This window comes from Bdellovibrionota bacterium, assembly GCA_035292885.1.
GTDB lineage: Bacteria > Bdellovibrionota_G > JALEGL01 > JALEGL01 > DATDPG01 > DATDPG01.
Map to the genome: position 1 here is coordinate 1 of DATDPG010000043.1, position 26317 is coordinate 26317.

General features: G+C 55.9%; 20 protein-coding genes and 1 pseudogene. 10 read left to right on the forward strand and 11 right to left on the reverse strand.

Going from position 1 to position 26317, the window contains the following annotated elements:
• The 3 genes from VI895_03515 to VI895_03525 all read right to left on the reverse strand — a co-directional run.
• Positions 1–1927, reverse strand: a 1927-nt coding sequence (locus tag VI895_03515; protein HLG18871.1) for an insulinase family protein, incomplete at its 3' end; no start/stop codon positions are given.
• A 46-nt stretch (positions 1928–1973) separates the two neighbouring features.
• Positions 1974–2360, reverse strand: a complete 387-nt coding sequence (locus tag VI895_03520; protein HLG18872.1) for a type II toxin-antitoxin system VapC family toxin — start codon at positions 2358–2360, stop codon at positions 1974–1976.
• Positions 2357–2599 (reverse strand): type II toxin-antitoxin system Phd/YefM family antitoxin, encoded by a 243-nt coding sequence (locus VI895_03525; protein HLG18873.1) that lies wholly within the window; start codon positions 2597–2599, stop codon positions 2357–2359. The genes VI895_03520 and VI895_03525 overlap by 4 nt, the downstream gene beginning before the upstream one ends.
• 96 nt (positions 2600–2695) lie before the next feature.
• Between VI895_03525 and hemW the strand changes: the two genes are divergently transcribed.
• The 6 genes and pseudogenes from hemW to VI895_03555 all read left to right on the forward strand — a co-directional run bounded on the left by hemW (position 2696) and on the right by VI895_03555 (position 10608).
• A complete protein-coding gene (gene hemW / locus VI895_03530; protein ID HLG18874.1) occupies positions 2696–3874 on the forward strand; it encodes a radical SAM family heme chaperone HemW in 1179 nt (392 codons plus the stop codon).
• Between the two features lie 66 nt (positions 3875–3940).
• On the forward strand, positions 3941–4975 hold the full coding sequence (gene hrcA, locus VI895_03535) for a heat-inducible transcriptional repressor HrcA (protein ID HLG18875.1): 1035 nt from the start codon (positions 3941–3943) through the stop codon (positions 4973–4975).
• Positions 4972–5610 carry a nucleotide exchange factor GrpE gene (grpE, locus tag VI895_03540; protein HLG18876.1) on the forward strand — a complete coding sequence of 213 codons (639 nt, stop codon included), beginning with the start codon at positions 4972–4974 and terminating at the stop codon, positions 5608–5610. Before hrcA ends, grpE begins: the two co-directional genes overlap by 4 nt.
• Positions 5611–5633: 23 nt before the next feature.
• Positions 5634–7433: pseudogene (gene dnaK, locus VI895_03545) on the forward strand (molecular chaperone DnaK).
• 202 nt (positions 7434–7635) lie between these two features.
• Positions 7636–9405 carry a penicillin-binding protein activator gene (locus VI895_03550; protein HLG18877.1) on the forward strand — a complete coding sequence of 590 codons (1770 nt, stop codon included), beginning with the start codon at positions 7636–7638 and terminating at the stop codon, positions 9403–9405.
• Between the two features lie 78 nt (positions 9406–9483).
• Positions 9484–10608, forward strand: coding sequence for an ATP-binding protein (locus VI895_03555; GenBank protein ID HLG18878.1), 1125 nt, complete (start codon positions 9484–9486; stop codon positions 10606–10608).
• Between the two features lie 16 nt (positions 10609–10624).
• Here VI895_03555 and VI895_03560 read toward each other — a convergent pair whose 3' ends face one another.
• Positions 10625–11824 (reverse strand): phosphatidylserine/phosphatidylglycerophosphate/cardiolipin synthase family protein, encoded by a 1200-nt coding sequence (locus tag VI895_03560; GenBank protein ID HLG18879.1) that lies wholly within the window; start codon positions 11822–11824, stop codon positions 10625–10627.
• A 772-nt stretch (positions 11825–12596) separates the two neighbouring features.
• On the opposite strand from VI895_03560, the gene VI895_03565 reads away from it, so the two are divergent.
• Positions 12597–13142 (forward strand): VTT domain-containing protein, encoded by a 546-nt coding sequence (locus tag VI895_03565; GenBank protein ID HLG18880.1) that lies wholly within the window; start codon positions 12597–12599, stop codon positions 13140–13142.
• Here the strand turns inward: VI895_03565 and VI895_03570 are convergent.
• Genes VI895_03570 through VI895_03580 form a run of 3 tightly spaced genes read right to left on the reverse strand, consistent with a single transcriptional unit; the run spans position 13132 to position 15991 of the window.
• Positions 13132–13860 (reverse strand): ABC transporter substrate-binding protein, encoded by a 729-nt coding sequence (locus VI895_03570; protein HLG18881.1) that lies wholly within the window; start codon positions 13858–13860, stop codon positions 13132–13134. The genes VI895_03565 and VI895_03570 overlap by 11 nt on opposite strands.
• Positions 13857–14570 (reverse strand): CDP-alcohol phosphatidyltransferase family protein, encoded by a 714-nt coding sequence (locus tag VI895_03575; GenBank protein ID HLG18882.1) that lies wholly within the window; start codon positions 14568–14570, stop codon positions 13857–13859. The genes VI895_03570 and VI895_03575 overlap by 4 nt, the downstream gene beginning before the upstream one ends.
• A gap of 2 nt (positions 14571–14572) precedes the next feature.
• The gene (locus VI895_03580) at positions 14573–15991 is read right to left on the reverse strand and encodes a TolC family protein (protein HLG18883.1); all 1419 of its coding nucleotides are present in this window, start codon (positions 15989–15991) and stop codon (positions 14573–14575) included.
• A gap of 141 nt (positions 15992–16132) precedes the next feature.
• Between VI895_03580 and VI895_03585 the strand changes: the two genes are divergently transcribed.
• Both VI895_03585 and VI895_03590 read left to right on the forward strand, forming a co-directional pair.
• Positions 16133–17017: a GGDEF domain-containing protein gene (locus tag VI895_03585; GenBank protein HLG18884.1), complete on the forward strand. Its 885-nt coding sequence runs from the start codon at positions 16133–16135 to the stop codon at positions 17015–17017.
• 89 nt (positions 17018–17106) lie between these two features.
• On the forward strand, positions 17107–18924 hold the full coding sequence (locus tag VI895_03590) for a phosphoenolpyruvate carboxykinase (GTP) (protein HLG18885.1): 1818 nt from the start codon (positions 17107–17109) through the stop codon (positions 18922–18924).
• Between the two features lie 15 nt (positions 18925–18939).
• Here VI895_03590 and VI895_03595 read toward each other — a convergent pair whose 3' ends face one another.
• Together VI895_03595 and VI895_03600 are read right to left on the reverse strand one after the other, a co-directional pair.
• Positions 18940–19116: a hypothetical protein gene (locus tag VI895_03595; GenBank protein HLG18886.1), complete on the reverse strand. Its 177-nt coding sequence runs from the start codon at positions 19114–19116 to the stop codon at positions 18940–18942.
• Positions 19117–19358: 242 nt separating this feature from the next.
• Entirely contained in the window at positions 19359–20432 is a 1074-nt protein-coding gene (locus tag VI895_03600; GenBank protein HLG18887.1) for a radical SAM protein, read from the reverse strand.
• A gap of 438 nt (positions 20433–20870) precedes the next feature.
• Here VI895_03600 and VI895_03605 point away from each other — a divergent pair, with 438 nt between their 5' ends.
• Positions 20871–22193: a VCBS repeat-containing protein gene (locus VI895_03605; GenBank protein HLG18888.1), complete on the forward strand. Its 1323-nt coding sequence runs from the start codon at positions 20871–20873 to the stop codon at positions 22191–22193.
• A gap of 114 nt (positions 22194–22307) precedes the next feature.
• Here the strand turns inward: VI895_03605 and VI895_03610 are convergent, their stop codons facing one another.
• Entirely contained in the window at positions 22308–23702 is a 1395-nt protein-coding gene (locus VI895_03610) for a sigma-54 dependent transcriptional regulator (GenBank protein HLG18889.1), read from the reverse strand.
• Positions 23703–23709: 7 nt separating this feature from the next.
• A complete protein-coding gene (locus VI895_03615) occupies positions 23710–26136 on the reverse strand; it encodes an ATP-binding protein (protein HLG18890.1) in 2427 nt (808 codons plus the stop codon).
• Positions 26137–26317 lie beyond the last annotated feature (181 nt).

Genomic DNA, 26317 nt, shown 5'->3' on the forward strand with positions numbered 1-26317 from the left:
CGTCGGCTACGATTCCGATCACCAGCCGCTCAGGCCGCACGACCGCCTGGTAGTGCTTCTGAAGTTTCTCCGACGTCAATCGGCGAAGGGAATCGGGCGTCCCCAAAAGGTTAAAGCCGTAAGGGTGTCCGGGGAACATGCTCTCCAGGAAAAGATTGTTCGTTCTCGTTTCGAAATAATCCTTCTGCGTTTCCAGTTCGCGCAGCATCGCCGTGCGTTCTTGCTCCACCACCGATTCCTCGAACAGCGGATCGATCAAAACGTCCGCGAAAAGATCGAGAGCGGAGAGAAGATTTCCGCTGACCACGTCCATCCGCTGGCCTTGGGAACTCTTTCCGGCCACCGCAGCCATTTCGGCTTGCAGAAAAATCTTCTCCTCGGCGATTTGCTCGTCGGACCGGGAGGCGGTGCCGCGATCCACCGTCGATGCGATCAATTGAGAGATGCCGTTCACGTCGGCACTCTCGGCCCACAAGCCGCCGACGGCGGAGGCGTAAAGGCTCGAGATCCGGACCCCGGGAAAATGGCGGAACACCACGCGCACTCCGCCGGGGAGCTTCCAGCGCTCCACGTCCGCATCCAGCGACGGAACGCCGACCATCGCCCGCCGCTGTGTCTTCGGACGCATCGCTTGATCGACGAGATCCTGCAACTGCTCGAGCGAAGGGGCCTGCTCCGATTTCGGCCGCAAGAGAGCGATCCCCATCTGCCGAGGGTCGAGATAACGGCGCGTGATTTCTTGAACCTGCCGTTCGGTGACGGAAAAGATTTGATCCCTGTATTTGGCTTCGTACTCCACGGAACCGAATACGGTCTCATAATAGGCCAGAGACTTCGCCCTTCCTTCGACCGTTTCGTCGTTAAAAACGATTTCCTTATCCAGATTGAGTTTCGCGCGGTTCAGTTCCGTAGCGGATACTTCCTCTTCGTGCAGCAAACGAATCTGCTCGAGAAAAGATTTAAGGAGATCGAGGTCCCTTTCTTCGTACGGCAGTCCCTGAATCACAAATTTTCCCGTCTTAAAGGGGGAAAACATGCTGGAGCCGACCGACCTCGCCAGTTGCTGTTTGACGCGAATCTCACGATAAAGGCGGGAGACCTCTCCTTCCCCTAGAACATACGAGAGGACATCCAATGCGGGGACGTCGGGATGGTCGACTCCGGGGATCGAAAAAGCGAGGTCGAGAATCCGCTCTTGTTCTCCGCGCGTGACCGCAACATAGCGGAGAGAGTCGAGATTCGCGGGATTCCCGACCTGCGTTGGAACGAGCGGATCCGTGGGATCGTTATCCGACGATAGTTCCCGGACCGCCTCGACCAATGAATGCCAGTCCACGTCGCCGGCCACCGCGAGAATCATGTTGTCCGGTCGATACCAACGATGGAAATAGGAGCATAGATCCGCGTGCCGCAATCCGCGCACCGACTCCATCGTCCCGATGACCGGCCGGCCGTATCCATGATCGGGATAGAGCACTTCGTAAAATTTCTCGCCCAGGACATTGTCGAGCGCATCGTTCCCCTCCCGCAACTCTTCCAGGATCACCTGTCGCTCGATTTCCATTTCTTCTTCATCCAGACGCGCGTGAAAGACCATATCGAGCAAGACGTTGAGCCCCTCGCGCCAGAAACGATTGGAAAGCTGAAGATGATAGGCCGTCTGTTCGAAGCTCGTGAAGGCGTTGATGTTTCCGCCGAGGTTCTCGATCTCGTCGTTTAGTTGAATGGCGTCCCGGTTCTCGGTCCCTTTGAACAACATGTGCTCCAGGAAGTGGGAGACACCCCCTTCGGCGCGACTCTCATGGGCGCTACCGACCTTCACCCACAGATGGTAGGCTACGGCCGGCGAGGCGCGAGCCGACTCATGAACCAGGACCAGTCCGGACGGAAATACGATTTTTTGAGAGCGCGCGCGCCGGGAACCCATGGGGGGAGGGAAGCTATCCAACCTGCCCGGCGGTGTAAAGAGACCGCTACCAGGTGACGCGCGCCGGATACTGGGAAACCAGACGATCGGGAGTTAAAATCACCAGACCGTGCACCAGCGCCTGGCTGACGAGCATTCGGTCGAAGGGGTCCCGATGGAATTCAGGGAGTCGAATGACGTGAAGCGCTGATTCCTCGTCCAGGGCTAGGGAAGATATCCCGTGCTTGTTCCGTTGCGCGGGAACGTACTTCGAGGGCTCATCTGGAAACGGGAGGCGGCCCAACGACCATTTGAGGGCGATTTCCCAGTCGGAAACCGCGCTCAAGAAGATCTCATTATCGGGATCCATAACCAACGCCCGAGCCGATTCCGAAAGTTCGGGAGCATCCAAGAGAATCCAGAGAAACGTGCACGTGTCCAAAAGGATCTTCATCCCTCGCCCCGAAATCCCCGTTCCACATCCGACGGCAAGGGATCGAAGAACGATTTCGGGATGGAAAACTGGTTCTTGGCAAGCCCAATGGGCCGGCGACGCGTACGCTTGGTAGCGAGCCGTCGGATCTCCGCAATCGGCGAATTTCGTTTGCAGAGAAGCACGATCTCCCCCTGAAGAACACGGGCAAGGTACCGAGAAAGATGGGTTTTCGCCTGGTGGATATTCAATTTTATCATGAGTCAATCATGAACTAGATACTAGATCATGTAAATAGTCATATTTATAGAATAACTTGAACAAATTTAAGAAGTTGGGCATGAACTTTTCCCACGATGAGCGAACGTCTTCCCATTCGACCCCTGGGTCTCTACGTGCATATTCCGTACTGCACGAAAAAATGTCCTTACTGCGATTTCTACACACGCCCCCTGCCGACGCCGTCCGACGTCGAACGCTACGTTCGGGCACTTGTCCGAGAAATCCGACAGAGCGAGCGATTCGGCTGGCGGAAAAACCAACCCCTGCAGACGATCTTCCTCGGCGGAGGTACGCCGAGCCTTCTCTCTTCCGCTCACCTAGACTCGATTCTTTCCTCGATTCGTTCCGCTTTTTCGCTGGATCGCGACGCGGAAATAACGATGGAGATCAACCCGGAAACCGTGACGCAAGACCGCGTTCGAACTTGGCGTGACTTTGGCGTCAATCGCGCCAGCCTCGGCGTTCAGACGCTCCGATCGGATCAATTGCGTCGCTTGGGCCGCGAACATGATGGGACCATCGCCCGGCACGCGTACGACCAACTCCGTTCCGGCGGGTTTAAGAATCTCAGCGTAGACCTGATGTACGGCCTGGAAGCCCAGACAGGAGAAGATTGGGCGCGAACGCTTTCCGATATCGTGCCGTGGGAGCCCGATCACATCTCCGCGTACAACCTCACGGTCGAATCCCGAACGCCGTTTGGCGGTGAACTGGACCGTGGAACGTTGCGGCTTCCGCAGGAGGAGATTCAGACGGAGCTTTTCCTGATCGGGCGGCAGTTTCTTCAGGAACAGGGCTACATCCAGTACGAAATTTCCAATTACGCCCGGCCGGGATTTGAAGCCCGCCACAACCTGATCTATTGGACCGGCGGCGACTATTGGGGCGTGGGAGTTTCCGCCCATTCGTTTCAGCGAAGATCGTCGGAATTCATCCGATGGTGGAATCCGCGGGATCTTTCGCGCTACGTCACCGCGGTGGAAGCCGGATCGCTCCCCACCGAAGAATCTGAAACCCTTTCAGTGGAGACCCACTTTGGCGAGCGGCTGATGACCGGCCTGCGCCTTAGCCGCGGCGTCAATCTCCAAGAGCTGAGCCATGATCTGAAATTTCCGGCTCCCTCACACGCTCTTGAAGCCATCGCCCGTTTCTCCTCCACAGGCCATGTTCGCCAGAACGGCGACCATTTCTCCTTCACGCCGCAAGGAATGCTTCTCTCCAATGAAATCTTTCGTGAGCTGATCACGAGGTGATCCGCCCCGCTTCGTCGGGCAACCAGCCCTGGACTTTTTGTTGAATTTCCGGCACTTATCCTTGCCGTGAGCGATATTTCCCAAAGAAAACGGGAGGTTCTTTACGCCGTTGTGCACGATTTCATCGTTTCGGCCGAGCCGGTGGGCTCCCTTCAGATCGCCCGGAAGAAAATGATCCATTTAAGCCCGGCGACCATCCGCACCGTTATGGCTGAACTGGAAGAACGGGGGTATCTCGTTCGACCGCACAGTTCATCGGGCCGCGTTCCGACCAACCAGGCGTATCGTTTTTATGTCGACGAGTTGATGAGGCTGCGGCCGCTGACGGCGGACGAGAAGGACCAGATCCGCCAACGGGTTCACGCCGGCGCCACGGATTTGGGTGAGGTGTTGAAAGAGGCCTGTCGACTGATCTCCGCGAAAGCGAGCCAGCCGGGCCTGTCCATGGTTCCTCCGACCCACGCCCGAAGCCTGAAACACATTCAATTCATCCGGCTCCGCGACCGGCTCGTTTTGGTGATTTTGGTTTCCGCCACCGGAATCGTAGAGAACAAGATTCTGGAGATGGGGCACGGTTACACTCAAACGGAATTGGACCGCATGCATAATTATTTGAACGACCGCCTCGCGGGAATGACGATCGCCAAGGTGCGCCAGCAGATTCTGCTCGAAATGAAAAAGGCCCAGAGCCTTTACGATCAGTTGCTGACGCAAGCCCTAATCCTCGGTGAACGGGTTTTTTCGGACATGCCGCCTGACGTGCACATTGAGGGCCAAAGCCATCTTTGTTCGGATCCGGAATTCGCGGATCTGGAAAAGATGCAGCTGATTCTGCGTGCGCTGGAAGAGAAAACGGCGATCATCAAGGCCTTGGATCAATCGTTGGCCTCTCCCGGCGTCAAGATCTTCATCGGCGAAGAGATTCAATGCCCGGAAATCAACGGCCTGACGTTGGTCACGTCGGCCTACAGTGACAGCGAGGGAAATCGCGGACTGCTCGGGGTCATCGGCCCGACACGCCTCGACTACGCGCGCATCATCCCGCTGGTGGAATTCACTTCGAAGATCGTGACCGACGTTTTGCACGAGAACCAGAGATGACGAAAAAGGATCCGAAAATGGAAATCGACCCGGGACTCATCGACGAGGCGATGAAAAGCGTCGAGAAAAATCAGGTCCCGGCCAAGAAAGAGGATCTGGAACCTTCGGAAGCAAGAACGGAACAGGACAACCCCCCCCCGCCGTCGGATGAAATGTACGATCGCTTGCTCCGCGTGACGGCGGACTTCGATAATTTCCGGAAGCGGACCCAAAAGGAGAAGTCGGAGCTCGTTCGTTACGGAAACGAGCAATTGCTTCGCGATGTCATTCCGATCCTGGATAACTTTGAACGCGCGGTGGAACATTCCCGAAAAGCCACCGATGCCGAGTCGATCCGAACCGGCGTAGAATTGATTCTCAACCAGCTCAAAAGCACGTTGGAGCGATTCGGCGTGAAAAGCCGGTCCGCCGCGGGAGAGAAATTCGATCCTTTGATCCATGAAGCGGTGAACCATGTCCCCTCCGCCGAGCATCCTCCGCACACGGTCATCGAAGAGCATCAAAAGGCGTATTTTCTTCATGACCGCCTGATTCGCCCCGCGTTGGTGACGGTCTCCAAAGGGCCCGACGAATCGGGGCCCGAGGAACCGGCTTCGGAAGGGGAGGGTCGGGCCGATCGTGATACAAACGAATAATCGAGGTATAGTGAAAGTTTCCCATGGCGAAGATCATCGGAATTGATCTCGGAACGACCAACTCCTGCGTCGCGATCATGGAGATGGGCGAACCGGTCGTCATCCCCAACGCCGAGGGCTCCCGGACCACCGCTTCCATGGTGGCGTTCAACGAACGAAACGAGCGGCTGGTCGGCCAGGTTGCGAAAAGGCAGGCCATCACGAATCCCGAACGGACCCTTTACGCCATCAAGCGCCTGATCGGACGGAAATTCGATTCGCCCGAGGTCAAGAAATCGATCGAACTTTGTTCCTTTAAAATCGTCCCGTCGAAAAACCAGGATGCCTGGGTTCAGATGGGCGACAAGGCGATTAGTCCGCCGGAAGTTTCCGCCATGGTCCTTCAAAAAATGAAGGAGACGGCCGAAGATTACCTGGGCGAAGAGGTCACCCAAGCGGTGATCACGGTTCCGGCGTATTTCGACGACAGCCAGCGACAGGCTACCAAGGACGCGGGGAGAATCGCGGGGCTTGAAGTGGAGCGAATCATCAACGAGCCGACGGCCGCGGCTTTGGCGTACGGGCTCGACAAGAAAAAGAACGGAATGGTGGCGGTCTTCGACTTGGGAGGCGGCACGTTCGACGTTTCGATCCTGGAACTCTCCGGCGACGTCTTCAACGTCAAAGCCACCTGCGGCGACACGTTTCTCGGAGGCGAAGATTTCGATATGCGAATCGTCGACTGGCTGGTCGAGTCCTTTAAGAAGTCGGCCAACATCGACCTCAGGCAGGACCGCATGGCGCTCCAACGTCTGAAGGAAGCGGCGGAGAAAGCCAAACATGAGCTTTCCTCTTCGCTTGAAACCGATATCAACCTCCCGTTTATTACCGCGGACACCAGCGGACCCAAGCACCTCAATACCAAGCTCACCCGCGCCCAACTTGAAATGCTGGTGGAAGATCTCATTGAACGCCTGGCCGGCCCCTGTCAAACGGCCTTGAAAGATGCCGGCCTGGCCGTTTCCCAGATCGACGAAGTGATCCTGGTGGGCGGGATGACCCGCATGCCGAAGGTCATCGAGAAATCCAAAGAGATTTTCAAGCGGGAACCGGCCAAGGGAATCAATCCGGACGAAGTGGTCGCCATCGGAGCCGCGATTCAGGGGAGCATTCTCAAAGGGGAAGTGGACGAAGTTCTTCTTCTGGACGTCACGCCGCTCTCGCTGGGTGTCGAAACGCAGGGAGGCGTTTTCACCAAGCTGATCCCCAAGAACACGACGATCCCCACGCGGAAGAGCGAAGTCTTCTCCACCACGATCGACAATCAGAACATGGTGCGTGTCCACGTCCTGCAAGGAGAACGCGAGCTGGCCAAGGACAACAAATCTCTCGCCGTTTTCGAACTCGTCGGAATTCCTCCGGCGCCTCGCGGAATCCCTCAAATCGAAGTCACGTTTGATATCGACGCCAACGGAATCATGTCGGCCGGCGCGAAGGACATGGCGACGGCGCGCGAGCAGAGCGTGCGGATTACGCCGACGAGCGGACTGACGGAAGATGAGATCGGCCGGATCATCAACGATGCCCAAGCCCACGCGGCGGACGATCAGGCGCAAAAGCGGGTCACCGACGCGCGGAACGAATTGGAAGGGTTACTTTATTCGACGAAGCGGTCGTACAAGGAGCTTTCCGCCAAATTAAGTGAAGAGGAGCGGGTGAAGCTGGAGGAGTCCCTCGAAAAGGCGACGGCCGCCGTTGAGAGCGAGGAGATCGGCGTGATCCAAGAAGCTCTCACGCTGCTCAACGAGATCACGCACCAGATCGCCGAAAAGCTTTACAGCCGTGTCTCCCAATAAAAGCCTTCTCGGTTTCGCCCTTCTTCTCGCCTTTTTCTGCGGTTGCGTAAAAGAGCCCACGGTCATGCGAAACGGACTGGAAGTGACGGTGGAGCAAGCGTCGAAGATGGATTACGAAGAAGGGGAACAGTTCCTCCAAATGAAACGGTATCGGGACGCCTCGCAACGGTACCAGGGGATCGTCAGTCAAATGCCGACGTCGAGCTACGCCGATAACGCCCTTCTTCGATTGGCCCAAATTCAGCGTCTTCAAAAGAAACCGGACGACGCGGTTCCGCTCCTTCAAACGTTGATCGCTCGGTATCCGAAAGGGGATGCCGCCAATTTCGCGAAAGAAGACTTGGGAAAGATTCTGTTCAATAAGAAAGAGTATCGCTCGGCGGCCGAAATCCTGTCGGCGGTTCAGTGGAAGGAACTCCCGATCGACCGGCGTGAATCGCTCGAAAAGATCGCCCGGTCGGCGTTTGAAAAAGGTCAGCTCACGGATCGTATTTTTCCCTGGCTCGTGTCCGTATTCGATGCGACGGCCGAACCGCGGAGAGCGCTCGACCTCCGAAACGAGATCATTGAGGCCCTCGATCGGTCTTCCAATCCGGCGGATCTCGAACGCATCGTGGAAACCCGCGACGAGAAATTCCCGGCCGATTACGCCGCCTTCAAACTGGCCAAACTCGCCTATCACGCGGGCGACGCGGAAACAGCCAAGCGATGGGTCACCCGTTTCTTAAACCGCCATTCGGGCCATGAGTACGCTCAAGCCGCCGTGGCGTTATCGGAAACGCTTTATCGGAGCGATGACGTGGATTCCCGGGCGATCGGCCTACTGGTGCCTCTTTCCGGCTCGAATCGGATCTTCGCCGACCAAATGCTCCAGGGTGCCGCGCTCGCAATGAATGTCTTTCAGAAAACCAATAGCGGCGTTCCCTTCACGCTTTATATCGAGGATACGGGGGAGGACCCGGAGAGAGCGGTTGCCGCACTGGAGCGCCTCGTCCGCGAACGAAAGGTCATTGCCGCCGTGGGCCCCCTGCTTTCGAAACAGAGCCAAAGTGTTGCCCTGACGGCCTTGGACTATGGATTGCCGGTGATCTCATTGAGCGCTGCGGAGGGAATCACCGAGCTGGGAAGCACGATCTTTCGAAACGGCCTGACCAAATCGGCGCAGGCCTCCGGACTTGCGCACCTCGCCATCGATATTTTGGGCACCCGGAGAGCGGCGATCCTCTACCCGAGAAACAAGTACGGCATCGAGTTCATGACGTTCTTCTTCGAGGAGTTCACACGCCGCGGCGGTGAAATTCGGGGAGCCGAAAGCTACGAACCGGACAAACCCGATTTTGGCCCGCCGCTCAAGCGACTGGTCGGTTTGGAACCGATTGAACTGCGACAGAACCAAATCTGCTCCGAAGCAGAATCGAAGGCCCGGGCGTCCGATCCAACCGGTAAAGCTCGTCCCTGCTATCCCCGAGACAACCTTCCTCCGATCGTCGATTTCGAAGCGATCTTCATTCCGGACGGCTTCGACCGGGTTCAACAGATCGTTCCGACGCTGGCCTATTACGACGTCCGCGGCGTTCAGGTTCTGGGAACCAACGTCTGGAACACGCCCGAACTTCTGAAGGGGGACAGCGCAAAATACCTGCAAGGAGCGCTCTTTTTGGACGGTTTCTTCCCTCAAAAGAAGGAACCGCCCACGCCGGAATTCATGGAGCGTTTTTATCGGGTCTACGGAAGTGAAGCCGGAATCCTGGAAGCCCAAACCTACGACACCGTTTCGATGGCGCTTTCGGTTTTGTCCAACGATCGTCCCGACAACCGGCGCGCGTTCGCGGAGGCGCTGAACCGCATCGCGAAATACCCCGGAGTCACCGGCGAAACCGATTTTTCCGGCCGCAGAGACGCCGTTCGAAAGCTCACCGTCCTGACGGTGGACGGCGACAAGATCGTTGAACTCGACTGATCCGAACAACATGTCGCGGCTGGAGGACCTACATTTTGATAGGTTGACCTACTGATTTTGATAGGTTAATCTTTCGATATGTCAAAGCTGATTGAGCTGCCCTTTCTCCAAGCGTTGCGAAAGAATCTATCCCGTCGGCATCCGCTCATTCAGGTTGTCATCGGACCGCGACAGGTGGGCAAGACTACAGGCATTCAGTTATTCCTCAGTCGGTCTTCAAGCCCGTACCATTACGCGTCCGCCGATGGTCCCATCACAAAGGGAGCCGACTGGCTGTTCGAACAATGGAAGTTGGCAGAGGCAAAATCTCAAAATGTCATCCTTGTTGTGGATGAGGTCCAAAAAATTGAACGCTGGTCGGAGGCGCTCAAGCAACTCTGGGACGAAAAAAAGAGCCGCAAATTTAAAGTGATCGTTCTCGGCTCCAGCTCTCTAACGATTCAGAAGGGATTGAGTGAGAGCCTGGCGGGTCGGTTTCAATTACACAAGGTGTGGCCCTGGAGTTTCTCTGAGAGCAAGAAAGCCTACGGCCTATCTTTCCAGCAGTATCTTGTATTCGGTGGATATCCTGGAAGCTACCCCCTGATTTCCGATCGTTCAGGCTGGCTCTCGTACGTCAAAGAATCCATTGTGGATGCTGTCATCGGAAAGGACATTTTAAGCCAAGCGCGTGTGAAGTCTCCGGCTCTGTTCCGACAATGCTTTGACATCATCTGCTCGTATCCCGCTCAGGAGGTCAGTTACACGAAGCTCTTGGGCCAGTTACAGGACAAAGGAAACGTGGATCTCGTAAAGTATTATATCGAACTGTTTGAAGGGGCCTTTCTCGTCAAGCCGTTATTCAAATTCTCCAAGCGACCGGTATTGCACAGAAGTTCGTCGCCTAAGTTGTTGCCCCTCTGTCCCGCTCTATATTCAGCCACCGTGGATGCGGACCTCGGTCCCGAGGAGGAAGGGCGTGCGTTTGAAATCATCGTGGGCATGGCACTCTTACGTAAACCCGGACGCTTGTTCTATTGGAGGGATCGCCAGGCGGAAGTAGATTACGTGTACCAGTACGGGAAACGGCAGATCGCTATCGAGGTGAAATCGAATGCCAAGAAGACGGCCAAAGGCCTCAAGAAATTCGAGGAGAATTTTCCGGACAGCGAAACAGTGATTGTGACGCCGGACCAATACGAAAGCGTGTTGGATCGCTTGTAACGGCTTACGGGAACCCTCAGTCGCCGACGGCGACGGAGACCGGCTTCTCAGCCTCTAAGGAGGCGGGAACCGTGAAGGGTTCCGCCACCGCGTCTCGGCACTTCCGGAGATCCGGGGCAAACAATGTCTCCCGAAGTTCGCCGGCCAGCTTTCCATCCGCATCGATCGCAACCAGATTCAGTTCGTTCTGACGGTCGAGGGAAAAACTTTCAAAATTACACGACCCGAGACAAACGAAGACTTCATCAATGACCATCACCTTTGCGTGTGTCATGGATGAATAAAGGTGAGTTTGAATTCCCTCGCTCGCCAAGCGGCCAAAGTTGCGCCGCAGCGAGCGGTCCACGGTGGCGTGATTGCTCTTTTCGGGAACGATCAAATGAAGCTCCCCCACGCCGCGGCGCCTCGCGCACAGCAAGCCTTCCACGATCTCTCCATGGGAAAGATAGGCGTTTTCTATCCAGATGGAGTGTTCGGCGTTTGCAATCGCCTCGAGCAAAAAGGATTTCAGTTTCCGGTCGCCGTAATACGGTCGATGTGCGATCACCGTCGCTGTCGCCGAAACACCCTCCGAAGCGCCCTCCATCCTCGCCTCGGTTCGGGGCAGAGGGTTCGATGGCCCCGAATCGAGAAAAACTTCCATAAACCGGCGCTGAACTTCCGTCACGACCGGTCCGCGGGCGATGACACAGACCTCGTGCCAACCGAAATTGTGCGCCGTGGGATTGAAGCCGCTGATGAACGTTGTGTGATGATCCACGACGAGCGACTTCGAGTGGTGACGGCAGAGGCCGTATTTCCATCCGTAGCGGAAAATTTCGATCCCCGCCCTTTCCATTTCCCGGATCATTTCGCGAGTCGCCCGCCGCTCATCGCGAACGGCTTTCGTTTGGAACGGCAGAAAAGCCCAACGACCGTTGGTTTCCAGAAACATCTCCACGGCGTCGAAAATGACTTTGACGACGACACCCCGCCGGCGGGCCTCGATCAAGGCTTCCGCAAACGGCCGGCCGCCTTCGTCCGCTTCGATGTTGTAAAACTGGAACGTAACCGAAGATCGACTCTCCGCAATCGCCTCCAGCATCCGAGGGACAAACCGATGCGCATCGATCAGGGTTTCAAGGCGGTTGCCGTCGCTTACCGTGGCACCGAAGCGATCCCCCGCTTGCCGCAGCCAGCGGTCCCAACGGGAAAAACTGTTTTGGCGTGAATCCATTTTCAAAAGGAGGGCCGGTGTGTCATAAGATCGTTCATCTTACACGAGTACTTCGACCACATGAAGTTGCATGATTTTACGCAACAATTGCATTCGATTCCGGTGCCTTTATGTACATTCCGAGACCAAATAGGATTGAAAATACGACCTCCTGAGAAAATCGAGTATTAATAAGCCATGGACCCACAACACAATCAAAATAACGAGGAATTACTTGAGGTGGAAAAAAGGTTCACAAAACTTAGAAGCAGAGTGCTGAAACCCACGTTATTATTTTGTGGGACTTTTTTTGTTTTTATTTTTTTAGTGATAATGACTAAATCAATTTCGAAATCACTTTCTGAATCGGTTAGCATGGGGGCAGTTTTAGCATCCATGCTTTTCGGCACCTACCTGGTACTATTCAATAGACGTAATTGGAAGTGCCCATCCTGTGATTCACGCTGGAGGCCCACAGAAATCCTTGCTAGTTACAATTGGGACTACTGCGCTCAATGTGGGGTGCAACTTAAACGGAACCCCAGACATTCCATAAATAAACTCGACACCGTTGATTTAACGAGACTGCAACTACAATTTTCACGGAATATGCGTTGGGCAAATCGCAGCCTCATAATCACAATTCCAGCCTTTTTTTTCGGATCTTTTCTTCTTCTTAGAAAGACTGGATTGGAATCAAATATTGCATTGATTTGTGAGGCGATTTTGCTTGGAGTTGTGGTGGTCCCAATTCTTTACTTTCGTAGATGTATTTTTTGTAAAGCCGGAATTCGTGGGAAATCTTCTTATTGTTTTAGGTGTGGAACTTCGCTCGGACGCATCAGTAATTAATCCCTGGTCACTCGTGACGTATTTATTGATTTTCCTTCTCTCCTTCGTGGGCCCCTTTTTTTGGCCGCTCAACAATGAAGTCGTGCTCGTCGCCGCCCTAGCGACCGGAAAGGTCGATCCTTTTCTGACGGCAGCCCTCATCAGCGTCGGCTCCACGGCCGCGTTCATGGTGTGGTACGCCCTGGGGCGTTTCGCTCGGAGTATCCACCCCAAATGGCGCCGACAAATGGACCGAATCCCTCTTCAGAAATTCGAACGATACACCTCGATCGTTCTCTTTGTTTCCGGCGCAATTGCGTTCCCCCCCGTTACGGCGGTGGCCCTGCTTTCCGGGTCCCTCCGCCTCTCTCCCTTGAAATTCTTCGTTTTCGAACTCATGGGCCGCGCCACCCGCTTTTTCGTTCTCACCCGTATAATGGACCTGATGATCCCCTATTTCCAGAGCCATCACTACCACGAGTCACTCCTGCGTTGGCTTACAGATTGACGTCTTCTTCCTGATCCAGTTTTTTGCGCATTTTGTCGAGCAACTTCGCGAACGAAGACTTTCCGATCACGGAATTAAACTGGCTTCGGTAGTTCTTGATCAGATCGACGTCGTCCAGGATGATGTTGAAGATCATCCAGTTTTTCGGATTTCGGTGAAGCTCGTAAACGATTTCGATGTCGGCATCTCGGCGCGCCACTTTGGACCGTACTTTCGCCCGATTCCCTTTTATTTCCTCGGAGCCGTACGTGATCTGGTAATCGCCGATCAGATCGCGCGTCCTCCGCAGATAGGAATCTTCCACGAGGGCGATAAACAGTTCGGAAAACTCTTTCCGCTGCGCTTCGGTAATCCTCATCCAGTGATGTCCCAAGCTCATTCTGGCGAGGGACTGAAAATCAAAAAATTGGCGGACTTTCTCGGCGATCTTCTGTTCTTTCTTGCCATCGAGCTTCCGCTGTTCTTTGGGAACGCTTAAATCCACTAAAGATTTTAATTCGTCCGTGTACTTTTGGATGACGGCCGTGGGTGAATCGACGGACGTGTCTATGGTACTCACCGGCGTACTCACCGGCGCACTCGCCGGCGCGGATTTCGGTTGCGCCGGGGCCGGAACAGCCGCCGGCGAAGAAGGGACGGGCGGCTGCGCTGCGAACCCTCCCGATAAAACGGTGACGGTAAAGGAGAATGCCAAGATCCATTTTGCGGGAAGGTTCATTGTGACTCCTTTTTGTTCCGTAATTGTTGCAACGTGAACCGGATTCGCTTGACCGCCGTAAGATTGGTTGAAACTGCGAGCAGCGCGATTCCGAAGATCAACAGATGCTGCGCGGGCGGATTTCCTTTTCCGTAGAAGGGCATGAGGGAAACCTGCAGAACGGAACTCACCATCGATCCGAAGCCGATGACAAATACCCGCTCCGGCCGTTGCATGGCGCCGACGTGCTCGAGGCTCACGCCGAAGGCTTCCGCCCTCGACTTTGCGTAAGGCACGACCATCGACCCTCCCAGCGCCAGGAGAACGAGGGGCAAGACCCATGAAGCACGATAAAAGTACGCCAGGCCCGCGAAAAGAAAAAAATCCTGATAACGGTCCAGCACGGAGTCGAAGAAGGCTCCTTGATGGGTCACTCGCCCCGTCGCTCGGGCGACGCGGCCGTCCAAAACGTCCAGGCTTCCGCCCAAGAGCACCAGCCAGCCCGCTGTAAGAATGTGGCCGGTCGCGAAAAGTACTCCGCACAACACACAGACCACCAGGCCGGCGATCGTAATCGAGTTGGGAGAAATTCGGTTTCGAACGCAAAGAATCTCGAGCGGGCGCATGACTCGAAGCACCCACCACGATTTGATATCCGAACGGAAGATCAGCGATTCTTTGTCCAATTTGGCGGTGGATTCATCCATGGGCTTTGTCTGCGGCAGACCCATCTTCAATACCTCAAATCCGTGACTTCTTCCCCTACCGCGCGGGAAAGCTCGGCGACAGCGGAGTCGTACTCGTGAATCGTGTCGAAAAAAGATACTTTCACTTTCGAATAGGCGACAAACGCTTCGAGCAGGTCCTTTGCGGGGACGAAACCGACGCCGAAATTCAGCGTCGTGGCCGTCACCCAGCTTCGGCCCGCCTTGAATCCCTTGAGGGCGATCTTTACGCTGTCCCGCCGGGCCACGGCGTTCGAAATGGCTCGTTTGATTTCCAGCTCAATCCCTTGCAATGCCTGACGCTGATCGGCCAACGCCTGCTGGTACTCCGCCTTCGCCTGGTCGCGCCGCGCGGTCGTCATATGAAAACTCAGCTTTTGCTCCAGTCCGAGGCCTCCCCCGCCCACGTTGATATTGAAGTCGTCGGATAGATATGGGTTATCGATCTCTTGCCGGCCGGGAGCCTCGGCGAACTTATAAAAACCGCCGAGGTAAAACATGGGGAAATAATCGGCCTCTTGAACCTTAATCAAAGCCCGTCTCGCGGCCACCAGTTCCGTGAGCTGGCGCAATTCGGGGCGGGCCGATTTGGCCCGTTCCATGTATTGAATTTCAGGCTGAATCTCGAACTCCCGGAATCGGAGATCGTGATCCTGAATATCGATCGGTTTGTCCCGCGGAGCTTCAATGAGCACCGCCAAGGAGGCCAACCCGAGCTTGACGGCGCTGTTCAATTCGATCAGGCGCCGGTCGGTCTCCGCCTGAAACACATCCAGACGCATGAGATCAATATCGGTGGTATCGGGGCTGTGGTGAAGGAGTTTGTCCTCGACCAACTCCCGGGCTTTCGCCGCCCGTTGACTCAGCTCTTCAAGAAACTGTTGGAGCGAGAACAAATACGACAACGCGTGATAGACCGTCTTGACGCGGTAAACGACTTCATTTCGAACCGAGAGGACGCCCGCCTTTCGAGCCTCCACTCCGCTTTGCGCCGCGCTCTTCAGACTCGAAAGCTTTCCGAACGTAAACAGCGGCTGAATAGCTTCGATCCGCACCTGAATGAAAGGCCCCAAATCTGAAATACCGCCGTCGACCACCGGAAAACTCGGCGGACCCGATCCGGGAGGGATGTCGGGCACGACCCCTCCCAAAACACGCACGCGCGTCTCCGGAAGGATATAGGCCCCCTTCACTTCGGCGAGACGAGCTTCAGCGTATTCCTGAAACGACTGAGCCGATTCGATAGCGGGCGATATGGCCAGGGCTCGGTGGATCGTAGTGGGTAAATCGAAGACTTCGGGCGCCGGTGTCGGTGTCGGTTGAGGGGTCACCTCAGAAACGGGTTCGGCTGCCCCCGCCATTATAGGCAGCATGCCGGCGGTGACGACCCAAATACGAAAGATCGAACTCATGGAATACCGAACCATAATCTAACAAAAACCTCCTAAAATTCAGGCACTTCGAACCGAGAAAAGTCCTCGTTTTTCATGTGGAAAGCTCCAAAAGTCAAGGATGATTCCTTGAGAACCACGGTTAGGGCACTATCCTAACGGGGTCGGAGGGCTGACGTGGCCGGGACCAGGAGAAAGAAAAAAAAACGCAAGAAGAGTTGGGTATACCCTTTGGTCGGCCTTCTCTTGTCGCTGACCGCGCCGCTCGGCTGGTTGCTGATCCAGGTCGGCCCCGTCCTGATTCTTCAATCGGGTGATTTTTGGTCGGCCGTCCGAGCCGACATCGGCGGGAATCCGCTCCTTTATGCCTATTTGCAGGTCGGGGCGACGGTCATTTTGGTGCTCTCCGGTCTCGCCCTCGGTATCCGAGACGATCGAATCCAGGAGCATTACAGCCATGTATTGAGCCAGCGCCGCCTTCTCGGAATTAAGAATCGCCAACTTGCGCGCCTTTCCATCACGGACCGACTGACCGGCCTGGCCAATTACTTCCGATTGCACGAAGTCCTGGCGGCGGAATTTCGGCGGGCCCATCGATACTCTCTTGAACTCTGCGTCCTCTTGGTCGATATCGACCACTTCAAAAAGATCAACGACACGCACGGCCACCTCTTCGGAGATTTTGTCCTCCATGAGCTCGGACAGATCTTCGCCGCCAACCGCCGTGAAAGCGATTACGTCGCTCGAACGGGAGGCGAGGAATTCTGTTTCGTCCTGACGCAGACGAACGTGGCCGACGCGATTCGCTTCGCCGAAAGGCTTCGCGAATCGGTGGCTCGGCATCGGTTCGAGTACAAAGGAATCCGGACCGATGTGACGCTGAGCGCGGGGGTGGCCTCCATCAAAGATTTGGCCAGCCCCACCGCGGAAGAAGGGGGAAAAGCGCTGATGTCGCTGGCGGACGAAGCGCTCTACGTTGCGAAACGCCATGGCCGGAACCGGGTGGAGCGTTATCGCCCTCGCCTGGCGGAGGTTCCCTCGCCGTTGGTCGCCAAAGGTTGATCCAGATCGTGAAGCGCACCCAGAAGGCTTCGAGGTGGCGAAATCGGACTCGGAGTGGTAAAAGACCCCACGCTCGAAGAGAGGACCATGTGACGGCATTTCCAAAATCTTTGAAGAACAAGCGGTTGCGAGCCTGGATCGAGGAGATGGTGGCTCTCTGCAAACCGAGTCAACTCCATTTCTGTGACGGTTCCCAGGAAGAATACGAACAAGTATGCAACCGCCTCGTCGAATCGGGGACGTTCACACGCCTGAATCCCAAAAAGCGGCCCGGCTCGTTCGCCGCATTTTCCGATCCATCGGACGTGGCCCGCGTCGAAGACCGGACCTTTATTTGCTCCGAGCGCCGCGAGGACGCCGGACCGACGAACAATTGGGCCGCGCCGGCCGAGATGAAGAAAACGCTGACGAAGCTCTTCGACGGCGCCATGGCGGGGCGCACGATGTACGTCATTCCGTTTTCGATGGGCCCGCTCGGTTCGAAACTTTCGTACATCGGCGTGCAACTCACCGATTCGGCGTATGTCGTCGTCAACATGAGGACGATGACCCGAATGGGAGCCAAGGTGTGGGAGGTCCTGGGCGACGGTCCTTACGTTCCCTGCCTCCATTCGGCCGGAAGACCTTTGGAACCGGGCCAAAAAGATGTCCCCTGGCCCTGCAACAGCGAACACAAATACATCGTCCAGTTTCCCGAGGAGCGGAGCATTTGGTCGTTTGGGAGCGGTTACGGCGGTAACGCCCTTTTGGGGAAAAAGTGTTTCGCCCTGCGCATCGCCTCGGTCCTGGCGCGCGACGAAGGCTGGCTCGCCGAGCACATGCTGATCCTCGGAGCGGAATCGCCTCAGGGTGACAAGACCTATTTGGCCGCCGCGTTTCCAAGCGCCTGCGGAAAAACCAATCTCGCCATGTTGATTCCGCCGATAGGATTCGACGGATGGAAGGTGACGACGGTGGGGGATGACATCGCCTGGATCAAACCGGGAGTCGACGGCCGGCTTTACGCCATCAATCCCGAGGCGGGATATTTCGGCGTGGCGCCGGGGACGTCCGAACAATCCAACCCGAACGCCATGGCGACGATCCGGAAAAATACGATTTTCACCAATGTGGCGCTCACGCCGGAAGGAGATGTCTGGTGGGAAGGAATGACGGAGACGGCGCCGCCGGAATTGACCGACTGGCAGCGCCAAAAATGGACGCCCGATTGCGGCCGAAAAGCCGCCCACCCGAACGCCCGTTTCACGGCGCCGGCTTTTCAAAATCCATCCATCGACCCCGACTGGGAGAATCCGAAAGGCGTTCCCATCGGCGCCTTCATTTTCGGCGGGCGGCGAAGCACGACGGTCCCTCTTGCCTACGAGGCTCTGGACTGGGATCGCGGCGTCTACCTCGCGGCGACCATGGGCTCGGAGACCACCGCGGCCGCGACGGGAACGGTCGGAAAGGTCCGGCGCGATCCCTTCGCCATGCTCCCCTTCTGCGGCTATCACATGGGGGATTATTTCCGGCATTGGCTGACTTTCGGCCGAAAGCTCAAATCCCCGCCGAAGATCTTCGGCGTCAATTGGTTCCGGAAGGGGTCGGACGGAAAATTCGTTTGGCCCGGGTTCGGAGATAACATGCGAATTCTCGATTGGGTAATCGGGCGCTGCACCGGTCGGAAAAACGGTGTCCGGACGGCGATCGGCTATATGCCGAGTTTCGAAGATCTCAACTGGAAAGGGCTGGACAATTTCCGCCGCGAGACGTTCGAAGAGATTACCAGGATCGATCCGGTCGCGTGGCGGGAGGAGATGGTGAGCCACCAAGAATTCTTCGAACGGCTCGGCGATCGCCTTCCCGAAGAGCTGGCCGAAATCCGGGTCGATACGCTTGCCAAACTGGCTTCTGCAGCGGAACAGTAAGAAGAGAAGTGTGATTCAACGCTTCAGGTTCGATCGGCACCAGCCCGAAAAAGCCTTGCAGATTTTCGCCACCCGTTTCACATCCTCGCGGTCCCAGGCCTCGCCCAAATAAGAAGCCGACGTCTTGGCGTCGAGAATGAGGCGGAGATTCTTGGCGGCCTCCTTCTTTTCCTTTGGAACCCCGACGGCCACATCTTCCAGGAGCGTCGCCGCATTCAGGTGGCTTTGTCCGGCGCTCCGTTTCCCCCCGGTAAGAACGGTTACCGCGTCGCACCAGGCGATAGCCGCATGAACGTACAGAACCCCGGCTGCGTTCCAACGTTCCTCGTTCCGCTCATTTTGCGCGGCAGCCTCGAAGCTTGCGGCCTGATGCGCAAAATCTCCGTGCCTTTCTGGGCGCAGCCTAGCAACAGCGGCGCGGCCGCTTGGTAGATCTATTTCGATTGTGTGTTCGAGGAAAGATCCCAGAGATGACGGGCGCGGGAACTGAAAAAGTGGGTCAGATCATCGTACACTTCGCGCACGATGTGAGATTTTTCCGACCGCCAGTGAAGGTAAAACGGAACGACGCAACCGCAACGATCGCAATCGGCCTTGTCTCCCATCATGCATTTGGCCTTTCGCTTACCGACCGGATCGAGCGCCATCCCCTTCGTCATGAAAATGCAGTTATCGGTCACCTTTTTTGAGTTCGCGCTTTTCATCAGTTCCAACACGCGAGACTCGGTGTGAATGTAATCGCCGTACTTCGTTTCCTTGAGTTCGATCAAGCGGTCGATGATTCGGTCCCGAGCCTCCCATCCGGGGAAGAGCGGATCGTGGATCGACTCGATCGGCGTATAAAAACTGAACAAGAATCCTTTGACGCCCACTCCCCGCCATTCCTCCAATACTTTTTCAATGCAGTGCTGGTTGAGTGACGAGACGCAGTACGCGATGGAAACGTCGAGTTCGGGGCGATCGACGTTTTTCATGATCTGCTTATAAATCCCCTTCTGATTGCGCTGCTTTTCGTGCGCCACTTCGTCGCCGTCGATCGAGACGTGAAAAAGCGCGTCCCGCCAATCGGGAAGAGGGATGAGACCGTTCGTTACGATCAGGTTGTACGGGAAATATTTCTTGCCGATCTCGATTAGATCTTTACGAAGCAGCGGCTCACCGCCGATCCAGGTCACGGACCGGACGCGATTGATCCCTTTGGACATGGCCTCGAATCGTTGAATCCAGGCTTCGTCGGTCATCTCCTCGGGGACATCCTGCTCGTAGAAATAACAATGTTTGCAGCGCAAATTGCACCGATTCGTGATGTCGACCGAAGCGAACGAGTCCTTCGGAAATCCGACCGTGAAAAAGAATGCTTTCGGGAAGACGTAGTCCTTCCAAAACGAGAATTTCTTCTCGTCCACGGTCTGAACGCGGCCGTCTCGACCCCATTTGACGCTCAGGTCTTCTTCCGGCGTCTCAGAGGCTGAACCGGGCTGACAGACCGTTTGATCCAATTCCGCCATAAATCCTCAAAAAGGTTAGGGAAGGTAACACACCGGCGATTCCCCTTCAACTCACGGAATTTCTTTGGAATTCCCGAAGTTTCTAATGTTCCTCCTGCTTATTCGGGATGCGAACCGTGACCACCGCAAAAAACTCGACGGACGAGAACCCCAGACGCTGCCCTTTGTTCGTGCGAACGAAAACAACGTTCATTGAATTGATCCTGGCTGGCGTGGCGTGGACCTTCTGATTAAGTAGGCGAGATCTCAGCAGGCGAAACTTTTATTACCGTTGTGCCAATACAATTTGCATAGCGAAGCTCATTTCATCGGATTTTTGATGGCTGCGTATCGACGATAACTTCTGAATTTGGTTTGTTTTTGCTTCGATACGAACTTACAAATACAGTTGGCTCGAAGCTTGCTCATGTCCCTGCTCATTCAGATTGGAGTGAATCAATGAACAAGATCCGTTTCGCTATCTATGGGTTCGTTTCCATTGCTGTCGGCAACGCCTTTGCGGGAATGTCATTTGATCCCGCGGTATCGGGCCCGATCAGCATGGGGTTTTTGCCCGCGGACGCCAGTCCATTGACGGTTCCCTCCGCCAAGCCCGTGGCATGCAGGCGGACGGGATCAAATGTTCAGGAGCTGGTTTTTCCGTTGGAGGCGTATCGTTACGATTCGAACTTCAATTGGCTCGGGTCTCAGACTTATTTGGTGGGATTGGCGTCCGACGGTGGAGCTGGTTTGTTCGTCGACGCGGCTAATACCACGCTCGCGCACACGGCGGACTACGGTAATGGAGACATAGCTTCCTCGGATGCCTTTTGTACGAATCTTTATGTACCCACGGGAAGTCTCCGTTCGATTCGACGATTCGATCGGGTACCGGAGTCGCTCCGCTTTTCTTTTGACGCCAGCGGAGGAAGGGGAACGGAAAGAATGAGCCCCGGGTTCAACAACACGTATTCGGTTTTGGCTGGAGATTTTGACCGCGGCGGAGTGAAAAACGACATCGTGGCCAGCCTTCTCGACCCGAACACGTACGCCGGGTCGTTCTTTATCACGAATAATTTTTCGGCGGGCACGGATGGCGTTGATGTCGGTCCCATTGGGACCGCAGGCTTTTCCGAAATGGTCGCTGCCGATCTTTTTCGAGATGGTTCAGCCGACGACCTGATTGCCTCGTTCCATGGTTATTGGATCCGAATCTTCCGCGGGAACGGCGACGGAACGCACGAACTTGTCAATGAATTGACGCCCGGTGGGGTTGCCAGTAGCCTGGCGGTCGGAGACCTCAATGGAGACGGGCTACTCGATCTTCTGGTTGGACTCTACTCCACATCCGTTAGGATCTTCTTAGGAGACGGCGCGGGAAATTTTGCCCAAGTTGAAAATCATCCCCTTGCGTATACTTCAATCAATCAATTTTCACTCGTGGACCTAGATAGCGACGGCAAACTGGACCTTCTCGGCCTCCAATACAATCAAGTATCGTTCATTCTCGACAAAATCGTTATTCGAGGACTCGGAAACAGCAACTTTTTCGAAACCACGCAGGCGGTAATGCCGACGGCAAGTTCCAATTGGCCGATGGAACTCTTGACGGCGGATGTCAACGGGGACGGAAAACAGGACGTTGTATCATTTGAGCACGATAACAATCTCCCTTACCCGAACAATAGCGTCGTCGTCGTACACTTGAATCGTTCCACCCCGCCCACTTCGACACCTACTTGTTGCAGTAACGGCCCCGGTCGTAAGCGAAGAATTAAGTAGGTAAACGAGCCACGGCTTCGTCCTGTTTATTTTGGGGCGCTTATGCCCCCCCAAACAGGACCTCTTAAAAATCTGAGGGTGGTAAGGGAAGGAAGCTCGTTTCTTCGGCCGTCATTAGGCCTTCTGTAGATTGTAGAATTTCAGACGGCTTTCCAGGACCCGCCGGCTTGTCCCCAATAGTTCCGCCAATTCTCCGTTCGACTTTCCCGGATGAATGCGGATCGCCCGTTCGATGACATCCCTTTCGAGCCGAGAGTGAACTTCCCCGAGGAGTGAAAGGCCCCCCTCCACCGGTACCGATATCTGATCCCACTGCGGGCCCATCGAAGCGCCGGCAATCGGAAGGTCTCTCAGCTGAATCTCCGACCCGCGCGAGATCACCACGGCGCGCTCGATCAAGTTTTCAAGCTCGCGAACGTTCCCCGGATAATCGTAATGGAGCAGCCGTTCTCCCGCCTCGGTCGATAACGTTTTCAAAGGCACTCCAACCCGCCGGCACTTTTCGTCTACGTAGTAATTGATCAAGAGAGGAAGGTCTTCGAGCCGGTCCCGAAGGGGAGGCATTTCAATCGTGACCACGTTGAGACGGTAATAGAGATCTTCCCGAAAGCGGCCGTTCTGAACCGCCGCCGCAAGATTTCGATTGGTCGCCGCGATGATCCGGACGTCCACCTTGATCGACGCCGTTCCCCCTACCCGCTCGAATTGCCGTTCCTGTAAGACGCGCAGGAGTTTCACTTGGAGAGAGGGCGGCATTTCGCCGATTTCATCGAGAAAGAGCGTGCCGTCCTGGGCCAGTTCGAATCGTCCCTCCCGTTGGCGAACCGCCCCCGTAAACGCCCCCCTTTCATGACCGAAGAGCTCGCTCTCCAAGAGCGTCTCAGGAACCGCCATGCAGTTGATCGGCACGAACGGTTTGGATTTCCGGTTGCCGCTGAAATGAATCGCCCGGGCGACGAGTTCCTTTCCCGTACCGCTTTCACCGGTAATCAGGACGGTCGAATCGGTTTCGGCGGCGCGGCCGATGCGGTAGTACACCTCCTGCATGACGCGGCTTTTTCCGATGATGTCTCCGAAGCGGCCCCGTGTGTCGGTCTTTTCTTTGTTCTCTCCGGCGTCCTCGGCGACCTCGTCTCCAGACTGAGGGAGAGCCCGGCGGATCAGGCGAAGCAGTTCTCGGTTCTCAAACGGCTTGACGATGTAATCTCGAGCCCCGTCTTTCATCGCCGTCACGGCGGATTCCACCGTGGAATACGCCGTCATCAAAATAACGGGGAGCTCCGGCCGGTCATGTTTGATCACGCGCAAAAGTTCCAGGCCGTCTTTCCCCGGCATCGTGAGATCGGTCAAAACCAAGTCCACGGGTTCCTTGAGTTTTTCGATTGCGCCGTAATAGTCGGTCGCGATTTGCGTTTCGAAGGGCCCCTGCTCGCGCAGGAGAATTTCGATCGACCGGCACATCCTCCGCTCGTCGTCGACAATCAGAATGGTTGGCTTTACGGCTCCCATGGCATTCTTAAGCTCCGCTGGCCGGCAGATGTATCACAAATCGGCTCCCTTTGCCGGGCCAACTTTGAAGCTCCAATTCCCCGCCATGTTCCTCCACGATCTGCTTTACAATGGCCAGACCGAGACCGGTTCCACCCTCTTTGGTCGTAAAGAACGGTTGAAAAATCCGCTCCCGAATGGAGGCTTCCATTCCCGCGCCCGTATCTTCAACGGACAAAAGCATTTTTGCATGGCCGTTGGATCGTCCGACCGACTCCGTACGGACGGTCACGGAACCTCCTTGTGAAGTCGCTTCCATGGCGTTCACCAAAAGATTCTCGACGGCTCTGCGGAGTTGCGGTTCATCCGCCGCGAGCGGTAGTTCTTCCGAAGTGAGATCCAGCGCCAAAGAAACTTTCCCTTTTTCAAACAGCGGACGAAAAGCATCGGCAACGCTGGTAATCAGGCCATTGATCGAACAAGGTCCAAGGGAGAGCTGTACCGGCTTGGCAAACGTCAAAATCTGTTGAACCTTTTGATTCATTCGATCGACTTCTTCTTCAATAAAAGTCGCGAGTTCGTAACTGTGATCCCCCTCGCGGAAACGATTCTTGATCGTCCCGGCGGAGATCTTGATCGTGGAGAGCGGGTTCTTAATGTCGTGGATCATCAGGCTCGCCACCTGCCCCAGCGCCGCCAGTCTCCCCTGTCGGCTGGCGTCCGCCGTCAGCGCCGCGTTTTCGAGCCCCAGACCGACACGCACGGCGATCGGCTGCAGCAACTTAAAATCGGTTTGATCGTATCGATCGCGGGAAAGTTTTCTTCCGAAAAACAGAACACCGAAAAGTTTGCCGGAAGCCACCAAAGGGAGCGCCACCTCGATCTCATGCGCCTTAAGTGTCGCGAGAGATTGCCGGAACCGGTCCAGGATCTCCTCTTCCAGATCGAGAATCTCGGCGGCGGAACCCCGAACGCGGAGCTCTTCGAGAAACCCCTCCGCTTCAAACAGGCTGGCCCAACGCTCCAGTTCCGGTGGGTTTTCCCATCGAAACGTCCGTACAACGGGGCTGGCCTTTGCCGGCGTCGGCAAGACAATCATCGCCGTACGTTCCAGGCCGAGAAGTTCCGTGAGGCGTCGGCCGACTCGATCGGCCAGTTCCTCCACGGAAAGTCCGGCGCCAATCGATCGGTCCAATTCCGCAAGCGCCTCGGCCAAATCGTACTGGTTCCGAAAAAGAAGCTGATGGACGAGCACGTTGACTCGCCGTCGAACCATGTTGAACAGAACCGCCCCCAACGCCGCCAGAATGAACAAAAATCCCCCCGTGGAAAGCTTCGCCACGGCGCCAGGGAAAAATTCGCGGACGGCGGCCACGAAAGCGAGGTATCCGGCCACGATCACGGCCGCAGCGATCCCGTAGCTCAGACTGAGACGAATGACTCGGTCGAGGCCGAAGACGTTCCTTCGAAGAATCGCGTACCCCATGAACACCGGGAAGATCGAGGCGAGGAGAACTCCTTCATCCAAATAAAACGTCTTGGTGACGAGAAGAAAGTTCAGCGACCAGGCCGCAACCACGGAACTGGCCAGCAAAAGAGCGATCACGATGACCTTGATTTTGTCTCGGGCGGCCTGAAGCGTCGCCCGGTGATAGGCGCGCGCCAACAGCAGCAGGTTTGCGGCAAGGGCCATCAGGACATAACCGGACGAAAGACGGGACAAAATGACCGACTCACGTGCGTGACCGAGGGAAATCTGCCTTTGCGTCACCAATGCAATCGCCAGGACATAGAGCGATCCATAAATAAATCGGGTCCGCCAGCGATTGGATCGGGATTCCGAAAAGAGCGAGAAGAGGTGCGCGGAGAGCGCTCCGATGAGCGGATAGAGCAGCGTAAGACGGAAAAACGTAAACGTCGTGTACGCCTCGTAAATCACCATGCAGAACATGCCGATAACGCACGAAAGCGCGAGATAGAGAAGACTCCCCCGCGCGGCGGGTTGCGCGAAATACATCACCGCGCCGAACGAAACAAAGAGAAGCCCCATGACAAAGGGCGCCAAAAACGCGATGAGAAAATCATTGAGAGAAATCGACGTGACGGCAACCCCCACGTCCCGCGGGGGCTGCCCTTTTCGAACCACGTGGTAGATCAAGCTTTCGCCCGGCTGATGTTTTGCCACGCGAGTCAGGATTTCCGACGCGGAGGCGACCGGCACCCCATCCACGGCCACGATTTGGTCCAACGAACGAAGCCCGGCCTCGATCCCCGGCCAATGCTCCCGTTGGCTGATCGCCACCAAGAGATTGGGTCCGAAAAAAAAGCCCGCAAACGGCTGCCCCAGCGTACCCACAGACCTAACGAGCGAGATCGCCCCGAGCGAGAGGGTCACGCCCAGGAGAAGAATGGCCGCCCAGTGGCGTATAACCTTATGTCCGAATGTCTTCCGCACGTCTGCGCCCCGCGCGTATCACAAGAATCGCTGCGGGTCGATATCCAGCCGGATCGTCACCTTGTGCTTCTCAATGGGCGCCCGGCTCGCGGACACCAGCCACCGGCCGAACGCCGCCGCCATGGCGCCGCGCGGGGCGCGGAGTAAAATGTGGTAACGGGTCTTCCCTTTGAGCCTTTCG